Source organism: Streptomyces sp. NPDC104313, from assembly GCF_055583985.1.
The window spans coordinates 119,798-136,028 of record NZ_JBVJMW010000017.1 but is presented as its reverse complement, the minus strand read 5'-3'; the positions used below and the strand labels follow the sequence as shown (position 1 = coordinate 136,028).

The window sequence follows — 16,231 nt, the reverse complement described above, 5'->3', positions numbered from 1 at the left end:
GGGACGGCGAAGGTGCGCGGGAGCCTGTCACAGGGAAGAATGCCCGCCGTGATCGTGGACTGTGCCATCTACCGGGACGGGCGCCGCACCGAACGGCCCGACGACTTCTCCGATGCCCTGGACGAGGCGCGGGCCTCACGGGAGGCGTTCCTGTGGATCGGGCTGCATGAGCCGACGGAGGAGGAGTTCGACCTCGTACGGGACGAGTTCGGGCTGCACCCGCTGGCCGTGGAGGACGCGCTGCGGGCACATCAGCGGCCCAAGCTCGAGGTGTACGACGACTCCCTGTTCGCGGTCCTCAAGCCGATCGTCTACGAACCCGAGGGCGACACGGTCAGCGCCGACGAGCTGATGGTCTTCATAGGTGACTCGTTCGTGGTGACGGTCCGGCACGGCGAGGGCGCCCCGCTGGCGGCCGTGCGCCGCCGGCTGGAAGCCGAGCCCAAGGTGCTGAAGCACGGCCCGACGGCGGTGCTGTACGCGGTCAGCGACGCCGTCGTGGACCACTACCTGGACGTGTCCGGTGAGCTTCAGCTCGACCTGGACGAGCTGGAGGAGCAGGTGTTCGCCCCGAGCGGCGGCGACTCGAAGAACACCGCGGCCCGGATCTACACCTTCAAGCGGCAGGTGCTGGAGTTCCGCCGGGCGGCCGGACCGCTGACCGCTCCGATGGCCCGGCTCGCGGGAGCGGGCGTGCCGTTCGTCCACGAGCACGCGCAGCCGTTCTTCCGGGACGTGGCCGACCATCTGACGCGCGCCAACGAGCAGGCGGAGGGGCTGGACCGACTACTTTCGGACATTCTGTCGGCCCATCTGGCCCAGATGGGCGTGCGGCAGAACGACGACATGCGCAAGATCTCCGCCTGGGCGGCCATGGCCGCCGTCCCCACGATGGTGGCGGGCGTCTACGGCATGAACTTTCGACCACATGCCGGAGCTGCACTGGGTGTGGACCTACCCGGCGGTGGTCGCGTCGATGGGCTGCGCCGTCTTCGGTCTCCACCGGCTGTTCAAGCGGCGCGGCTGGCTCTGAGCGCCCGGTGACCGCGGGCCGTGCGCGCTCAGGCGTACTCACGTTCCGGTGCGGCGGAGCTGCCCAACGCGTCGCGCCGCCGCGGCGTCTTAAGGCTCACCATGCGCCGCCAGCCGACGAGGCGCTCGTACGCGTACACCGCGTGGATGCCCGCGGCGAGGACGGCCGCCTTGGGCCGCGACCAGCCGAGCACCCGGCCCATGGCGGCCATCACGGCGAGGCTGACGTCGCGGTAGACGCGGATCTCGGCCAGGGCGCACTCGCGCATGATCCGCTGGATGGTCCGGCCGTGCCCGGCGCGGGCGAGTGCGAGCAGCTCCTCGTGGCAGTAGGCGAGGTGGTTGTCCTCGTCGTGGGAGATCATCTTCACCGCGCGGCCGATGTCGGGGTGGTCGGCGAAGTACCGGCGCAGCAGGCGCATCTGCTCGGAGGCGCGCTGCTCGGTGACGCGGCTGTGGGCCAGATAGGTGATGATGTCGCGCTCGGTGAGCCGCTCCTCGCCGCGCAGCCGGGAGTGTGCGAGGCCGATGCCCTGCTGTTCCAGGAGCATCGTGTAGTCGGTCTCCGGCGGGACCTCGACGGGCGGCAGTCCGCGCTTCTTCAGGAGCGCGTTGAAGATCCTGCCGTGCTTGTCCTCGTCGGCGCCGTGCCGGACGATCCTGGGGGCCAGATCGCGGCAGCCCTCCGGGACGAGGGCGGCGATACGGGCGTTCTCCCAGCCGCCCTGGGCTTCGCCGCTCGCGGCGATGGAACAGAAGAGCCGGTAGGACTCGTCGTTGTCCAGGATCTCCTGGAACAGGGTCTGCGCTGAGAGCATTCCGGCTACCTCCGTACCCGTCGCCCGCGGAGCCGAAGTCCGCGGAGTAGTCCGCAGGGAGAGTCAAAGGCCCGGCGGGGCGGTCGGCAACCCGGAGCGGTCACGGCCGGCGCACGGCGGCGCGACGTAACCCCGGGGGCGCGGCGCGTTGTTCCCGGTGACGGCCGTGGCGGGGAGGACCCCCGAGCCCCCACCACGGCCGTAGTGCTGTCCCGGGACCCGTCAGGCGAGTCCGGAGCGCTCCAGGGCGTCCGTGCCGGCGCGCAGGGCGGTGAGCCGCTCCTCCAGCGTGAAACCGGCCGGGGCGAGGTTGAGTGTGGTGACCCCGGCGGCGGCGTAGGCCTGCATCCGCTCGGCGATCCGCTCGACGGGACCGAGCAGCGCGGTCTGGTCGATCAGCTGGTGCGGCACGGCGGCGGCCGCCCCCGCCCTGTCCCCGCCGAGGTACTTGTCCTGGATCTCGGCGGCCTCCTTCCCGTATCCCATGCGCTGGGCGAGTTGGTTGTAGAAGTTCTGCTCACGGCTGCCCATGCCGCCGACGTACAGCGCGGTGTACGGGCGGAACATATCGGCGAGACCGGTCACGTCGTCGCCGACGGCGAGCGGCAGGGTCGGGCTGACGTCGAAGCCCTCCATCGTCTTCCCGGCCTTCTCCCGGCCCGCGCGCAGCGGCTGGATCGCGGTCTCCTCCAGGTGCTCGGCGGAGGGGAAGATCAGCAGGGCGCCATCGGCGATCTCGCCGGTCTGTTCCAGGTTCTTGGGGCCGATCGCGGCGATGTAGAGCGGGATGTGCTCGCGCTGGGGGTGCACGGTGAGCTTGATCGGCTTGCCCGGACCGCCGGGGAGCGGCAGCGTCCAGTGCGCTCCCTCGTACGACACGCGCTCGCGGGTCATCGCCTTGCGGACGATCTCCACGTACTCCCGAGTGCGGGCCAGCGGCTTGTCGAACTTCACGCCGTACCAGCCCTCGGAGACCTGCGGGCCCGAGACCCCGAGGCCGAGCCGGAAGCGGCCGCCGGACAGCGAGTCGAGGGTGGCGGCGGTCATCGCCGTCATGGTGGGCTGGCGGGCCGGGATCTGCATGATCGCGGAGCCGACGTCGATCGACTCGGTCCGGGCAGCGACCCAGGTCAGCACGGTCGGGGCGTCGGAACCGTAGGCCTCGGCCGCCCAGCAGACGTCGTAGCCGAGCCGGTCGGCCTCCTGCGCGACGGCGAGGTTGTCGCCGTCCATGCCGGCGCCCCAGTAACCCAGATTGATGCCGAGCCGCATAGCCGCTCCCCTTACTGATCAGTAACGTCTCTTTCTCCGGACTCTAGCGCGGGTGTCGGGGATCCGGCAGGCCCGGCGGACCCCCGGTTGTCCACAGGCCTCCACCCGGTGGGGCCATGGCCAGTAATCTCAGCGCCCATGGAGCAGAGGCATCTCGGCCGTACCGGCCTTCGCGTGTCCCGGATCGGGCTCGGCACCCTCACCTGGGGCCGGGACACGGACGAGCACGACGCCGCCGACCAGCTCAAGACCTTCTGGGACGCGGGCGGCACCCTGGTGGACACCGCCGATGTGTACGGCGGCGGCGAGGCCGAATATCTGCTCGGGCGGCTCGTGGGGAGCCTGGTCCCCCGTCAGGATCTGGTCCTCGCCACGAAGGCGGGCAACGTCCCGGACCCCTGTCGCCGCTTCGACGGTTCGCGCGGGCACCTCCTGGCCGCTCTGGACGCGTCCCTGGAACGGCTCGGCACGGATTACGTGGACCTGTGGCAGGTCCACGCCTTCGACCCGTCGACCCCGTTGGAGGAGACCCTCCAGGCGGTGGACCTCGCCGTGTCCTCCGGCCGCGTCCGCTACGCGGGCGTCTCGAACTTCTGCGGCTGGCAGCTGGCGAAGGCCGCCACCTGGCAGCTCGCCGCGCCCGGGGTGCGCACCCGGCTGGCCAGTACGCAGATGGAGTACTCGCTGCTCCAGCGGGGCATCGAGCGCGAGGTGCTGCCCGCCGCGCTGGACCTCGGGATCGGGCTGCTGCCGTCCTCGCCGCTGGGGCGCGGCGTGCTCACCGGCAAGTACCGCCGGGGCACCCCGTCCGGCTCCCGGGGCGCGTCGATACGGCTCGCCCCGTTCGTCGAGCCGTATCTCGACGACGCGGCGGCCCGCATCACCGACGCGGTGGCGACGGCGGCGGACGGACTGGCGACGAGCCCGCTCCAGGTGGCACTCGCCTGGATCCGGGACCGGCCCGGGGTGGCCGCGCCGATCGTCGGTGCGCGCAACGCCGGGCAGCTCACGGAGGCTTTGTCAGTAGAGGCGCTTAGTCTTCCCTACGAGATCTGCCAGGCGCTCGACGATGTGTCGGCGCCCGTGCACCGCTATCCCGACCAGGACTGGAGCACGCTGTGACTGCGCTTCCCGGGGAGACCCCCGGCACCGTCGGCACGGACACACCACAGGACACCGTGTCCCCGCCGGAGGCCGGTGCCCAAGGCCCCGAGCACGCCGAAGCGCCCGATGCGCCCGATGCGCCTGACGCGTCCGATGAGTCCGAAGGCAGCGAGCCCTCGGGCACTCCGGCGGACGGTGAGGACGACGCGAGGGGCGACGCGGAGGACGGGAAGGCCGGGGAGACCGAAGCGACCGCTGACGCCGCGCCCGCCGAAGCCGCGCCCGCCGCCGAGCTCTCGGAGGCGCAGGCCGAGCTGGCCGCCCAGCGCGAGCTGCGGAAGCGAATCGACAAGCGCAAGGCGGAGAAGGACGCGCCCATCGCCGCCGGTACGGGTCTGAGCGGCACGGCCGCCGATCTGCTCGCGGCCGTCCGCGCCGTGGAGAGCGGCGAGGAGGCGGGCACCGCGTTCTTCGACCGGCCCGCCACCGCCCCGGCCCCCCCTCGTCCCGCCCCGGCCGGGGCACAGCCGCCCCGGCCGCCCGCGCCCCGGGCCGACCCCGCGGCACAAACCGCCACGCCGGAGGCCCTGGACTCGGTGCTCACGGTGCTCACGGAGGGCGGGGCCCCCGAGGCCCTGGCCCGCCCGGCCGTCGGCGCGCTCGGCGAGCAGGCGGCCGAGCTGCTGCGCACCGACCCCTGGCAGCTGCTGGCCGTGCCCGGCGTGCGGCCGGAACAGGCCGACGGCTTCGCACGGGCCCTGCTGGGCGCCGACTGCGGACCGGACGACGGCCGCAGGACGGCGGCCCTGATCGGCCGGCTGCTGGAGCGCGCCGCGCTCCAGGGCCACACCGCGCTGGACGCGCAGGCCGTGCGGGAGGCGCTCGCCGAGCATGCGGTAGGCGATCCGGACGCGGCGGTGCGGGACGCCGTCGAGGAAGGCGTCGCCCTGCTCTTCGGGGAGGGCGAGGAGCAGGAGCCGGAGGACACCGAGGCGGAGGCCGGGGAAGCGGGCCTCGCGGAGGACGCCGGCGCGGCCCGGGAGCCGGTCCAGGTGCTGCTGGGCCTGGACCGCTACGCGCTGGCCGAGGAGAGTCTCGCCGACGGCCTGGCACGGCTGGTCAACGCCTGTGAGAAGGCCGCCGACTGGGCGGCGGCGGCCGCCGCCGCCCCGAGCCCGTCGGCCGCCGAGCTGATCCGTACGGCGGCCGTCGCCGGGCTGGTCGCGCACAGCGGCGGCGAGGCGGCCCGGGCCGAGCCCGCGGCGCTGATCGCGGCGGCGCGCGGCCTGGGGCTGCGGGCCCTGGGCGCCACCCACAGCGAGGACGGCCGCCGACGGCTCGCGGCGGCCACCGGTGATCCGGACACGGCGGTCACGCTGGCCGGCCTGCTGTCCGGTGCGCAGGGCCCCGGCCGGGACGAGGACGGGGCGTTCGCCCTGGACCTGCTGGTCGTGCTGGACGCCCCGCAGCTGGACGTGGAGGGCGCGGCGGTCCTGGTCGAGGCGCTGGCCGACGGCGCCCGGCTGGTGCTGAGCGGCGACCCGGGCGTGCTGGGCTCCGCGGGCGCCGGGCGGGTGTTCGCCGATGTGCTGGCCTCCCACTCCTGCCCGCAGGTCGTCTCCCGCACCCCGGACCCCGGACCGATCGGCGAGCTGGTCTCCGGTATCGGCATCGGCGAGCTGAACCAGGTCGACGCCCCGGGCAAGGAGGTGGTGATCGTCCCGGTCCGCGACGCGGGCGAGGCCGTCCACCGCACCGTGCAGCTGGTCGCGGATTCAGTACCCCGGGCGTTCGGCATCCCCGCCGAGGAGACCCAGGTGATCACCGTGGGCCATGGTGGGGCCGCCGGGACCAGGGCACTGAACGAGGCACTGAAGCAGCGGCTCAACCCGGGCCCCGGCCGGTTCGGCGGTTTCGACCCGGGCGACCGCGTGGTCCATGTGCCCGCGCCCGGCCGGACGGTGCCCGGGGTCGTGCGCTCGGCCGACGCCGAGGGGCTGCGGCTGGACTGTGGGGGCGTCCCCGTCCTCGTACCGCAGGAGCGGGTGGAGTCGTCGGTGCGGCACGGCTGGGCCCTCAGCGCCCATCAGGCGGCCGGAATGCGCTGGCCCGCCGCGGTCGTGGTGCTGCCTGGCGACGCCGTGCAGGGGCTGAGCAGGCCGTGGGTGTACACCGCGTTCGGCCGGGGCGAGCGGCATCTGTCCGTGGTGCACGGGGTGGACCAGGCGCTCCCGCACGCGGTGGCGCAGGTTCCGGCCCAGGAGCGGACGACACGGCTGCGCCCGTTGCTGGAGGCTCTCCCGACGCCCGACGCGTCGTCCTGAGCGGTTGAACTGATCCGGACAGCGGTGGGGCCCCGGTGCGCCGGAACTCAAGGTGCGCCGGGGCCCCACCGTCACGTCCGGTGCGGGAGGGAGGAGAGGGGTCAGAGGCCGCCCGCCAAGGGCCCGGCGAAGTCCTCGTCCGACTCGTCCTCCTCGTCGAATACCGCGCTGACGTCGAAGCGGCAGACCACCAGTTCGGGGTCGGCGTCCTCGAACGGGGCGCCGAGCCACTCCCCCGGCTCCGGCGGCGCCTCCCCGGCCGAGACCCAGAGCGTGGAGTCGCCCTCCTCCAGGCCGAATTCCTTGTGCCGGGAGGCGATCTCGTCCGGTTCGTACTCACCAAAGAGCACGCCGAGCGCGGCGTGGACGCTGGTGCCGACCACCGGGGCCGTGTCCGCTCCACCGCCCGGACCCGTGTCGAGGTCGGCGAGGCGCTGAGCCTGTGCGAGCAGGCGCGGAGGCTCCGCGACCACGTAGTCGCGCCGGATCAGGACGCTGAGCGCGCTGGGCTCGGCGGGCCCGGCGTAGGGAGGCAGCGAGTCGTCAGCGCCGGGGATCTCGAAGGGGGTGACTTCGTCGTAGCGCTCGTAGAGAAGTTCGTCGTAGACCTCGGCGGCAGCGGCAAGGCCGTTGAACGCGTCGTAGACGGCGGGGTCGTCGTCCCCGGTACGGCGTTCGACCGCGTCGAGGTGGCGGTCGATCGCGGCTTTGACCGCCTCGGCGGCGGCACGTACCTCGGCAGCGGTGGGCTGCGCAGCATCAGACATAGTGCAGACGCTATCCGTACCGGGCCTCTGCCCGCACAATAGATGCGATGCCGGAATACGAATTCGTCGACGTGTACGTGCCGCGCGGGGTCTCCCGCAAGGAAGCGGCCCGACTCCTGACCGACCACGCCGAGTACGGACACTGGGAACTGGACCGCCTGACGCTGCGCAGGGACGGCAGCCGCAGGGTGCGGATGCGCAGACGGATCATCCGTCAGCTACGGGCCACCTGGTGACATGGAGCGGGCCCTGCCGTCGCGGGGCCCGCTCCCCTGTCCGGGCTGTGCGGAGCTGTGCGCGCCCGGATCAGGCGGCGCTGCGCGAGCGGCGGTAGAGGACCGATCCCGCACCGGCGAGCAGCAGTCCGGCACTGGCCGGGATGAGCAGTTCGAGCCCGCCCCCACCGGTCTGCGCGAGCTGCTCATCGGGGAAGTGCTGGGGCTCGGGAGCATTCGGCTCGGGCGGCTGGTTGGCCGGCGGGACGACCGGCTGCTCCGGCGTGACCGGGGGCTTCTCCGGCTGCTCGGGCGGCGGGGGCGGAACCTCGGCGTCGTTGGAGCAGCTGTTGCCGAAGACGGGGTTCAGCAGGCCGCCGATGGTGACGCTGTTCCCGCAGAGGTTCACGGGGGTGTCGATCGGCGCCTGGACCGAGTTGCCGGAGAGGATGCCGGGCGAGCCCTGGGCGATCCCTTCGGCCGCGGCGCCGCCACCCGGGGCCCGGTGACGGCCGGTGCCGGGCTCGGAGTGCCGGTCCGACGCGTCCGCGTGCCCGCCGGAGGCGGTGGTGTCGCCGGCCTGGGCGCCGTTTCCGGAGCCGCCCGGGACCGGGCGGCTCCGGGGAGCTGCCGAGCGGTCCCCGGAGCGGTCGGATGCTGCTGCTGATCCGTTTCCGCAGTCGTTGCCGAAGACGGGGTTCAGCAGGCCGCCGGCGCTGATGGAGTTGCCGCAGACGTTGACCGGGATGTCGATCGGGACCTGGACCGAGTTGCCGGACAGCACGCCCGGCGAGCCGGCGGCGGTGCCGGCCGCCCCGGAGTCGGCGTGAGCGTATCCGCCACTCAGTGCGAGCACTCCGCCCGCAGCCGCCATGGTGATCAGGCCTTTACGAGTGACCTGTCGCATAGGTTCGTTTCCTGCCTTCTGGCTTCCGAAAAGCCCCCGGACATGACCGTGCGGGAGCCGAATGCCGAACGGTCCCGGAGCGCATGGAGTGCGCTCCGGGACCGGTCGAGCTCAAACCCTTACGGGTTGACGTTCAACGTCAGGCGTTGACGCAGGTGTTGCCGAAGGCGGGGTTCAGCAGACCGATCACGGAGATCGTGTTGCCGCACAGGTTGATCGGCACGTGGACCGGAACCTGGACGACATTGCCGGAGAGCACGCCGGGGCTGCCGATGGCAGCACCCTGGGCGCCCGCGTCGGCGGAAGCCAGGCCCGCACCCGCGAGAACGAGGCCACCCGTAGCAGCCGCAACTGCGACGACCTTCTTGATCATGATTCCTCCTAGTTGGAAAACGCGGTCCCAGCCGCGGACCGCAAACCCTCTAACGAGGAGAAAATGGCGGGGCTACGTGTGAACGGCTCGTTTCACTCGTTCGGACATGTCCGCACTGGTGGACGAATCGACGGTGAATCGGTCACGGAGCGGTCAGGAGTGGTCGATGAACCGGTCGAGCACTCGCACACCGAATTGCAGACCGTCGACCGGGACCCGCTCGTCGACGCCGTGGAACATCCCGGCGAAGTCCAGCTCCGGCGGCAGCTTCAGCGGGGCGAAGCCGAAGCCCCGGATGCCGAGGTCGTCGAAGGACTTGGCGTCGGTGCCGGCCGAGAGCATGTACGGCACGGCCCGGGCGATGGGGTCCTCGGCGACCAGCGCGGTCTGCATGGCGTCGACCAGCGCGCCGTCGAACGTGGTCTCCAGGGCCTTGTCCGCGTGCACGTCCTCGCGCCGGACGTTGGGCCCGAGGATCCGGTCCAGGTCCGCGAGGAACTCCTCCTCGTACCCCGGCAGGTACCGGCCGTCGACGTGGGCGGTCGCCTGTCCCGGGATGACGTTGACCTTGTAGCCGGCGCCCAGCTGCGTGGGGTTGGCGGTGTTCTGGAGGGAGGCGCCGATGAGCTTGGCGATGCCGCCCAGCTTGGCGAGCGTCTCGTCCATGTTCTCCGGGTCCAGCTCGGTGCCCAGCGCGTCGGAGAGCTCGTCCAGGAAGTGCCGCAGCGTCTTGGTGACCCGCACCGGGAACTTGTGCCGGCCCAGCCGCCCGACCGCCTCGGACAGCTCCGTGATGGCGTTGTCCTTGTGGATCATCGAACCGTGCCCGGCGGTGCCGTCCACGGTCAGCTTCATCCAGTGCATGCCCTTCTGGGCCGTCTCCACCAGATACAGCCGAAGGTTCTCGTTGACGGTGAAGGAGAAGCCACCGACCTCACTGATCGCCTCGGTGACGCCCTCGAAGAGCCCGGGGTGGTTGTCGACGAGGTAGCGCGCCCCGTACGTCCCGCCGGCCTCCTCGTCCGCGAGGAAGGCGAGCACGATGTCGCGCGGGGGCTTGCGGCCGGTGCGCATGCGCTCGCGGACGACCGCGAGGGTCATCGCGTCCATGTCCTTCATGTCGACCGCGCCCCGGCCCCAGACGCAGCCGTCCGCGATCTCCCCGGAGAACGGGTCGTGCGTCCAGTCCGCCGCGTTGGCCGGGACGACGTCGGTGTGCCCGTGGATCAGGAGCGCCGGGCGGGAGGGGTCCTCGCCCTCGATGCGGGCGACTGTGGAGGCCCGTCCCTTGTGCGACTCGAAGATCTGCGGCTCCAGGCCGACCTCCGCGAGCTTCTCCGCGACGTACTCGGCCGCGAGTCGCTCACCGGGGCCGGAGTGGTCGCCGTAGTTGCTGGTGTCGATCCGGATCAGGTCACGACAGAGGTCGACGACCTCCCTCTCGGCGTTGCCACCGGTGACGGCCCTGCCCGTGCTGCTCTCGCTCACGCTGGTTCCTTCCACTGTCGCTGTGGTGCTCCTTCCTCATCCTCCCGCGCCCACGGCCCCTGCCCAAGGCCGCGCACCCCCCGTCACGCACCGTTCACAGCCATCGGGGCGTGATCGAGCACCCCGAATGTTTGCTATGGTTTTCCACGTCGGAACGGGCACGGGCCCGCGAGACAGACACCTTGTCCGGGTGGCGGAATGGCAGACGCGCTAGCTTGAGGTGCTAGTGCCCTTTATCGGGCGTGGGGGTTCAAGTCCCCCCTCGGACACCAGCAGGAGCCCCACTTCGGTGGGGCTCTTTTGCGTCACCGGGTGATCATGGAGAGGGGCGACGATGCGGGGTCGTAGGAGGCCGCCTCCCGCGCCGCTCCCCCAGCGGAACGGGATCGACGCGGTGCGGGTGCGGTTGCCGGAGGATCCCGGGGGGCTCTGGGGATGCGTCGGGGAGCATCTGGCCGGGCGGTTCGGCGGGGCGATCGGGGCGGGCCGGGTGGCGGAGATGCTCGACGCGGGGCGGTTCGTGGGGGCCGACGGGGGCGCCGTGCGGGGCGACGAGCCGTACCGCGCCGGGCGGTACCTCTGGTTCCACCGGGACTTCGCGCCGGAGCGACCGGTGCCTTTCCCGGTCGGTGTCGTGTACCGGGACGAGCATCTCGTCGTCGCCGACAAGCCGCACTTCCTCGCGACCACGCCCCGGGGCCGGCACATCACCGAGACCGCGGTGGCCCGGCTGCGGCGGGAGCTGGACCTGCCCGCCCTGCAACCCGCGCACCGGCTGGACCGCCTGACGGCGGGGCTCGTGCTGTTCGTGGTGCGGCCCGAGGACCGGGGGGCGTACCAGACGCTGTTCCGGGACCGGCTGGTGCGCAAGGAGTACGAGGCGGTGGCCCCGTACGACCCGGAGGTGGTCCTCCCCCGGACCGTGCGCAGCCGGATCGTCAAGGAGCGCGGGGTGCTCGCCGCCCGGGAGGAGCCGGGCGAGGCGAACAGTGAGAGTCGCGTGGAGCTGGTGAAGCACCGGGGCGGGGTCGGGCGTTACCGGCTGTCGCCCGCGACCGGGCGGACGCATCAGCTGCGGGTCCATATGAACGTGCTGGGGCTGCCGATCGTCCACGATCCGCTGTATCCGGTGGTGGAGGAGGACGAGGCCGCGGACGACTTCTCGCGGCCGTTGCAGTTGCTGGCTCGCGTGCTGGAGTTCACCGATCCGGTCGGCGGGGAACCGCGCCGCTTCGAGAGCGGGCTGCGGCTCTCCGCCTGGCCGGAGGGGTGAGGCGGGCGGCGCTCAGTGGCCGCGCCTGATCCATTCGTCGAGTTGCGGGGCCTCAGCGCCGATGGAGGTGGGGGCTCCGTGGCCGGTACGGACGGCGGTGTCGCCGGGCAGGGTGAGCAGCCGGTCCCGGATCGAGTCGATGATCGTCGGGAAGGACGAGAAGGACCGTCCGGTGGCGCCGGGGCCGCCCTGGAAGAGCGTGTCGCCGGTGAAGACCGTGGCGAGGCCGGGGGCGTACAGGCAGACCGCGCCGGGGGCGTGGCCCGGGGTGTGCAGGACCGTGAGCGTGGTGCCGGCGACGGTCAGTTCCTGTCCGTCGGCCAGGGCGCCGTCGGGGGTGCGGTCCGGGTGGGTCCGCTGCCAGAGCGGCAGGTCGTCCGGGTGGAGCAGGATCGGGGCACCGGTGGCCTCCGCGAGGGCGGGGGCCGCGTCGATGTGGTCGTTGTGCGCGTGGGTGCAGACGATGGCGCGCAGCGTCCGGCCGCCGAGCGCGGCCTCGATGGCGGCGGCGTCGTGGGCGGCGTCGATGACGATCGCCTCGGTGTCGTCGCCGACGATCCAGACGTTGTTGTCGACGTCCCACTCGCCGCCGTCGAGGGCGAAGGTGCCGGAGGTGACCAGGTGGTCGATGCGGAGCGACATCAGAAGACCACCACCGAGCGGAGGACGTCGCCGTCGTTCATCCGGGCGAAGGCCTGCTCGATGTCGCCCAGGCCGATGGTCTCGGTGACGAAGGCGGCGAGGTCGAGTCGGCCCTGCTGGTGGAGGTCGACGAGCATCGGGAAGTCGCGGGAGGGCAGGCAGTCGCCGTACCAGGAGGACTTGAGCGAGCCGCCGCGGCCGAAGACGTCCAGGAGCGGCAGTTCGAGCTTCATGTCCGGGGTGGGGACGCCGACGAGGACGACCGTTCCGGCGAGGTCGCGGGCGTAGAAGGCCTGCTGGTAGGTCTCCGGGCGGCCGACCGCCTCGATGACGACGTCGGCGCCGTTGCCGTCGGTGAGGGCGCGGATGGCCTCGACCGGGTCGGTGGAGCGGGAGTTGACGGTGTGGGTGGCGCCCATCTTCTTCGCCGTCTCCAGCTTGCGGTCGTCGATGTCGACCGCGATGATCTTCGCCGCGCCGGCCAGCCGGGACCCGGCGATCGCCGCGTCGCCGACGCCGCCGCAGCCGATGACGGCGACGGAGTCGCCCCGGCCGACCTGACCGGTGTTGATGGCGGCGCCGATACCCGCCATGACGCCGCAGCCGAGGAGTCCGGCGACGGCCGGGGAGACCTCGGGGTCGACCTTCGTGCACTGGCCGGAGGCGACCAGCGTCTTCTCGGCGAACGCGCCGATGCCCAGTGCGGGCGACAGCTCCGTGCCGTCGAGCAGGGTCATCTTCTGTCTGGCGTTGTGGGTGTCGAAGCAGTACCAGGGGCGGCCGCGCAGGCAGGCGCGGCACTGGCCGCACACGGCACGCCAGTTGAGGACGACGAAGTCGCCGGGGGCGACGTCCGTGACGCCCTCGCCGACCGACTCCACGACTCCCGCGGCCTCGTGGCCGAGGAGGAAGGGGAACTCGTCGTTGATGCCGCCCTGCTTGTAGTGCAGGTCGGTGTGGCAGACACCGCACGCCTGGATCTTCACGACCGCCTCGCCGGGGCCGGGGTCCGGGATCACGATCGTCTCGACCCTGACCGGCTCGTTCTTCCCCGGTGCGATGACCCCTTGCACCTGCTGCGCCATAACCGTGCTCTCCCTGCTGCTGAGCTTTCGTGAAGATCGATCGCGGACAACCGTACGCCCCGGGAAGCGGTCCTGCGCGGCGCTGCGGCAGAGGCGCTACGGGGCGAGGACGTCCAGCTCGTGCAGGGCGCCGACAGCGATCTCCTTGGTGATCCGTTCGGCGGCCTCCGGGTCGCCCTCGCGGACCGCCTCGGCGAGGCGGACGTGCAGGGTGACGGCGGCCGGGTCGGGGTCCTCGAACATCACCTGGTGGTGGGTGCGGCCCGCGAGGACCTCGGCGACGACGTCCCCGAGCCGGGCGAACATCTCGTTGCCGGAGGCGTTGAGGACGATCCGGTGGAAGGCGATGTCGTGTTCGAGGTAGCCCTCCAGTTGCTGGCCGCGCGAGGTGGCGACCATGCCGAGGGCGCGTTCGGTGAGCTCGGCGCACTGCGCGGCGGTGGCGTGACGGGCGGCGAGGGACGCCGCGACCGGTTCGATCGCGGAGCGCAGCACGGTGAGGGAGCGCAGTTGGCGGGGGCGGTCGGCACCGGCCAGGCGCCAGCGGATGACCTGGGGGTCGTAGACGTTCCAGGTCTCGGTGGGGCGGACCGTCACGCCGACGCGGCGGCGGGATTCGACCAGGTGCATCGATTCCAGGACCCGGACCACTTCGCGCACGACCGTACGGGAGACGTCGAAGCGCTGGGCGAGCTCGTCGGTGCGCAGGACGCTGCCGGGCGGGCACTGGCCGGAGGAGATCTCCAGACCCAGGGTGTCCAGCACATGTGTATGCAGCCCCTGGCTCTGTGTGGTCATGGGGCAAGCCTACGGGGCGCCCCCAGGAACAATAAGTACGACGTTTATGTCACAACCTCTTGAATACGTCGTACCTAATAGGTTTCAGTAGCGCGACGGACCGATGTCGAAGAAGACAGCGAGACACCTCCATGAACACCGCACCCCCCATGAGCACCCCCCACGTCGTCGTGGTGATGGGCGTAGCAGGAACCGGCAAGACCACGATCGGTCCCCTGCTCGCCGCCGAACTCGGCGTTACGTACGCCGAGGGCGACGACTTCCATCCCCCGGCGAACATCGCCAAGATGTCGGCCGGCACCCCCCTGGACGACAACGACCGATGGCCCTGGCTGGACGCCATCGGTACCTGGGCGCGCGGACGGGCGGGGCTCGGCGGGGTCGTCTCCAGCTCCGCGCTCAAGCGCGTCTACCGGGACCGGTTGCGGGACGGGGCGCCGGACGCCGTCTTCCTGCACCTGACCGGCGAGCGGGCGCTGATCGAGGAGCGGATGGCCGACCGGAAGGGCCATTTCATGCCCACCGCGCTGCTCGACTCCCAGTTCGCGACGTTGCAGTCGCTCCAGGCCGACGAGGCCGGGGTGGACGTCGACGTGTCCGGCACCCCCGAGGAAATCACCCAGCGAGCCGTCGCCGCGCTGCGCCGGCTCGACAGTTAAGGACCATTACCGTGACCAGTCTCAGCGTCGAGATGCTGGCAGCGGAAGCCGCCGAACCGATCACCTCGGCAGGCAACGCTCAGTTGGGCATCGCCGTCCTGGCGGGCATCGCCGTCATCGTTCTCCTCATCACCAAGCTCAAGATGCACGCGTTCCTGGCGCTGACCATCGGTTCGCTGGCGCTCGGCTCCTTCGCGGGAGCCGCCCCGGCCGACACGATTCTCAGCTTCACCAAGGGCCTCGGCTCCACCGTCGCGGGCGTGGGCGTCCTGATCGCGCTCGGCGCGATACTCGGCAAGCTGCTCGCCGACTCGGGCGGGGCCGACCAGGTCGTCGACACCATCCTCGCGAAGGCGAGCGGCCGGGTCATGCCCTGGGCGATGGTCCTGATCGCCTCGATCATCGGGCTGCCGCTGTTCTTCGAGGTCGGGATCGTGCTGATGATCCCGGTCGTGCTGCTCGTCGCCAAGCGCGGCAACTACTCCCTGATGCGGATCGGCATCCCGGCGCTGGCCGGGCTCTCCGTGATGCACGGGCTGATCCCGCCGCACCCCGGCCCGCTGGTCGCGATCGACGCCCTGGACGCCAACCTCGGCGTGACGCTGGCGCTCGGCGTGCTGGTCGCCATCCCGACGGTGATCATCGCCGGTCCGGTGTTCTCCCGCTACGCCGCGCGCTGGGTGGACATCAAGCCGCCGGAGAACATGATCCCGCAGCGCCCCTCCGAGGACCTGGACCGCCGTCCGAGCTTCGGCGCGACCCTGGCGACCATCCTGCTGCCGGTCGTCCTGATGCTGCTGAACGCGCTCGTCGAGATCGTGGTCGACAACCCCGAGAACAGTCTCCAGAAGGTCACCGAGGTCATCGGCTCGCCGCTGATCGCCCTGCTCGCGGCCGTCCTCGTCGGGATGTTCACGCTCGGCCGGGCCGCCGGGTTCACCAAGGACCGGCTCGCCGGCACCGTGGAGAAGTCCCTCGCCCCGATCGCCGGGATCCTGCTCATCGTCGGCGCGGGCGGCGGCTTCAAGCAGACGCTGATCGACGCCGGGGTGGGCCAGATGATTCTGGAGTTCTCCGAGAACTGGTCGATCCCGGCCCTGCTGCTCGGCTGGCTGATCGCCGTCGCGATCCGCCTCGCCACCGGCTCGGCCACCGTCGCCACCATCTCGGCCGCCGGTCTGGTCGCCCCGCTGGCCGCCGACATGTCGGCCTCGCACGCGGCCCTGCTGGTGCTGGCCGTCGGCGCCGGTTCGCTCTTCTTCAGCCATGTGAACGACGCCGGGTTCTGGCTGGTGAAGGAGTACTTCGGCATGGACGTCGGCCAGACCGTGAAGACCTGGTCGGTGATGGAGACGATCATCTCCGTGGTGGCCCTGGCCTTCATCCTGCTGCTGTCGCTGTTGCTGTAGCGCGACCCCACTTCCGTGGACGAAAGCGCCCGCTCCGGTGTCCGGGGCGGGCGCTTCCCTGTGCG

15 protein-coding genes, 1 tRNA gene and 1 pseudogene are annotated in these 16,231 nt (G+C 71.8%); 8 read left to right on the top strand and 9 right to left on the bottom strand.

The window, feature by feature from the left end; translation table 11 throughout:
- The first annotated feature begins 39 nt into the window (after window positions 1–39).
- Window positions 40–1,033 (top strand): annotated as a pseudogene (locus ACZ60Q_RS30920) (magnesium and cobalt transport protein CorA).
- A gap of 28 nt (window positions 1,034–1,061) precedes the next feature.
- Here the strand turns inward: ACZ60Q_RS30920 and ACZ60Q_RS30915 are convergent.
- Both ACZ60Q_RS30915 and ACZ60Q_RS30910 read right to left on the bottom strand, forming a co-directional pair.
- Window positions 1,062–1,850 carry a ferritin-like domain-containing protein gene (locus tag ACZ60Q_RS30915; RefSeq protein ID WP_469640863.1) on the bottom strand — a complete coding sequence of 263 codons (789 nt, stop codon included), beginning with the start codon at window positions 1,848–1,850 and terminating at the stop codon, window positions 1,062–1,064.
- 222 nt (window positions 1,851–2,072) lie between these two features.
- Window positions 2,073–3,122, bottom strand: a complete 1,050-nt coding sequence (locus ACZ60Q_RS30910) for an LLM class F420-dependent oxidoreductase (RefSeq protein WP_469640862.1) — start codon at window positions 3,120–3,122, stop codon at window positions 2,073–2,075.
- Window positions 3,123–3,260: 138 nt separating this feature from the next.
- On the opposite strand from ACZ60Q_RS30910, the gene ACZ60Q_RS30905 reads away from it, so the two are divergent.
- Together ACZ60Q_RS30905 and ACZ60Q_RS30900 are read left to right on the top strand one after the other, a co-directional pair.
- Entirely contained in the window at window positions 3,261–4,244 is a 984-nt protein-coding gene (locus ACZ60Q_RS30905) for an aldo/keto reductase (protein WP_469640861.1), read from the top strand.
- On the top strand, window positions 4,241–6,550 hold the full coding sequence (locus ACZ60Q_RS30900) for a helix-hairpin-helix domain-containing protein (RefSeq protein ID WP_469640860.1): 2,310 nt from the start codon (window positions 4,241–4,243) through the stop codon (window positions 6,548–6,550). The genes ACZ60Q_RS30905 and ACZ60Q_RS30900 overlap by 4 nt, the downstream gene beginning before the upstream one ends.
- A gap of 101 nt (window positions 6,551–6,651) precedes the next feature.
- Here ACZ60Q_RS30900 and ACZ60Q_RS30895 read toward each other — a convergent pair whose 3' ends face one another.
- Window positions 6,652–7,317 carry a hypothetical protein gene (locus ACZ60Q_RS30895; RefSeq protein WP_469640859.1) on the bottom strand — a complete coding sequence of 222 codons (666 nt, stop codon included), beginning with the start codon at window positions 7,315–7,317 and terminating at the stop codon, window positions 6,652–6,654.
- 47 nt (window positions 7,318–7,364) lie between these two features.
- On the opposite strand from ACZ60Q_RS30895, the gene ACZ60Q_RS30890 reads away from it, so the two are divergent.
- Window positions 7,365–7,553 carry a DUF5703 family protein gene (locus ACZ60Q_RS30890; protein WP_469640858.1) on the top strand — a complete coding sequence of 63 codons (189 nt, stop codon included), beginning with the start codon at window positions 7,365–7,367 and terminating at the stop codon, window positions 7,551–7,553.
- A 70-nt stretch (window positions 7,554–7,623) separates the two neighbouring features.
- Here ACZ60Q_RS30890 and ACZ60Q_RS30885 read toward each other — a convergent pair whose 3' ends face one another.
- The 3 genes from ACZ60Q_RS30885 to ACZ60Q_RS30875 form a co-directional block, all read right to left on the bottom strand.
- A complete protein-coding gene (locus ACZ60Q_RS30885; protein WP_469640857.1) occupies window positions 7,624–8,439 on the bottom strand; it encodes a chaplin in 816 nt (271 codons plus the stop codon).
- A 139-nt stretch (window positions 8,440–8,578) separates the two neighbouring features.
- Window positions 8,579–8,812, bottom strand: coding sequence for a chaplin ChpH (chpH, locus tag ACZ60Q_RS30880; RefSeq protein WP_469640856.1), 234 nt, complete (start codon window positions 8,810–8,812; stop codon window positions 8,579–8,581).
- A gap of 153 nt (window positions 8,813–8,965) precedes the next feature.
- The gene (locus tag ACZ60Q_RS30875) at window positions 8,966–10,300 is read right to left on the bottom strand and encodes a M20/M25/M40 family metallo-hydrolase (RefSeq protein WP_381874789.1); all 1,335 of its coding nucleotides are present in this window, start codon (window positions 10,298–10,300) and stop codon (window positions 8,966–8,968) included.
- A gap of 184 nt (window positions 10,301–10,484) precedes the next feature.
- Here ACZ60Q_RS30875 and ACZ60Q_RS30870 point away from each other — a divergent pair.
- Together ACZ60Q_RS30870 and ACZ60Q_RS30865 are read left to right on the top strand one after the other, a co-directional pair.
- Window positions 10,485–10,572 (top strand) — tRNA-Leu (locus ACZ60Q_RS30870).
- Between the two features lie 62 nt (window positions 10,573–10,634).
- Window positions 10,635–11,573 (top strand): RluA family pseudouridine synthase, encoded by a 939-nt coding sequence (locus tag ACZ60Q_RS30865; protein ID WP_469640855.1) that lies wholly within the window; start codon window positions 10,635–10,637, stop codon window positions 11,571–11,573.
- Window positions 11,574–11,585: 12 nt separating this feature from the next.
- Here ACZ60Q_RS30865 and ACZ60Q_RS30860 read toward each other — a convergent pair whose 3' ends face one another.
- The 3 genes from ACZ60Q_RS30860 to ACZ60Q_RS30850 all read right to left on the bottom strand — a co-directional run bounded on the left by ACZ60Q_RS30860 (window position 11,586) and on the right by ACZ60Q_RS30850 (window position 14,098).
- Window positions 11,586–12,215: an MBL fold metallo-hydrolase gene (locus ACZ60Q_RS30860; protein ID WP_469640854.1), complete on the bottom strand. Its 630-nt coding sequence runs from the start codon at window positions 12,213–12,215 to the stop codon at window positions 11,586–11,588.
- Window positions 12,215–13,300 (bottom strand): S-(hydroxymethyl)mycothiol dehydrogenase, encoded by a 1,086-nt coding sequence (locus ACZ60Q_RS30855; RefSeq protein WP_469640853.1) that lies wholly within the window; start codon window positions 13,298–13,300, stop codon window positions 12,215–12,217. The genes ACZ60Q_RS30860 and ACZ60Q_RS30855 overlap by 1 nt, the downstream gene beginning before the upstream one ends.
- 96 nt (window positions 13,301–13,396) lie before the next feature.
- Window positions 13,397–14,098, bottom strand: coding sequence for a FadR/GntR family transcriptional regulator (locus ACZ60Q_RS30850; protein ID WP_228924992.1), 702 nt, complete (start codon window positions 14,096–14,098; stop codon window positions 13,397–13,399).
- Window positions 14,099–14,229: 131 nt separating this feature from the next.
- On the opposite strand from ACZ60Q_RS30850, the gene ACZ60Q_RS30845 reads away from it, so the two are divergent.
- Together ACZ60Q_RS30845 and ACZ60Q_RS30840 are read left to right on the top strand one after the other, a co-directional pair.
- On the top strand, window positions 14,230–14,757 hold the full coding sequence (locus ACZ60Q_RS30845) for a gluconokinase (RefSeq protein WP_469640852.1): 528 nt from the start codon (window positions 14,230–14,232) through the stop codon (window positions 14,755–14,757).
- An 11-nt stretch (window positions 14,758–14,768) separates the two neighbouring features.
- Window positions 14,769–16,166, top strand: a complete 1,398-nt coding sequence (locus ACZ60Q_RS30840; protein ID WP_469640851.1) for a GntP family permease — start codon at window positions 14,769–14,771, stop codon at window positions 16,164–16,166.
- Window positions 16,167–16,231: the final 65 nt, after the last annotated feature.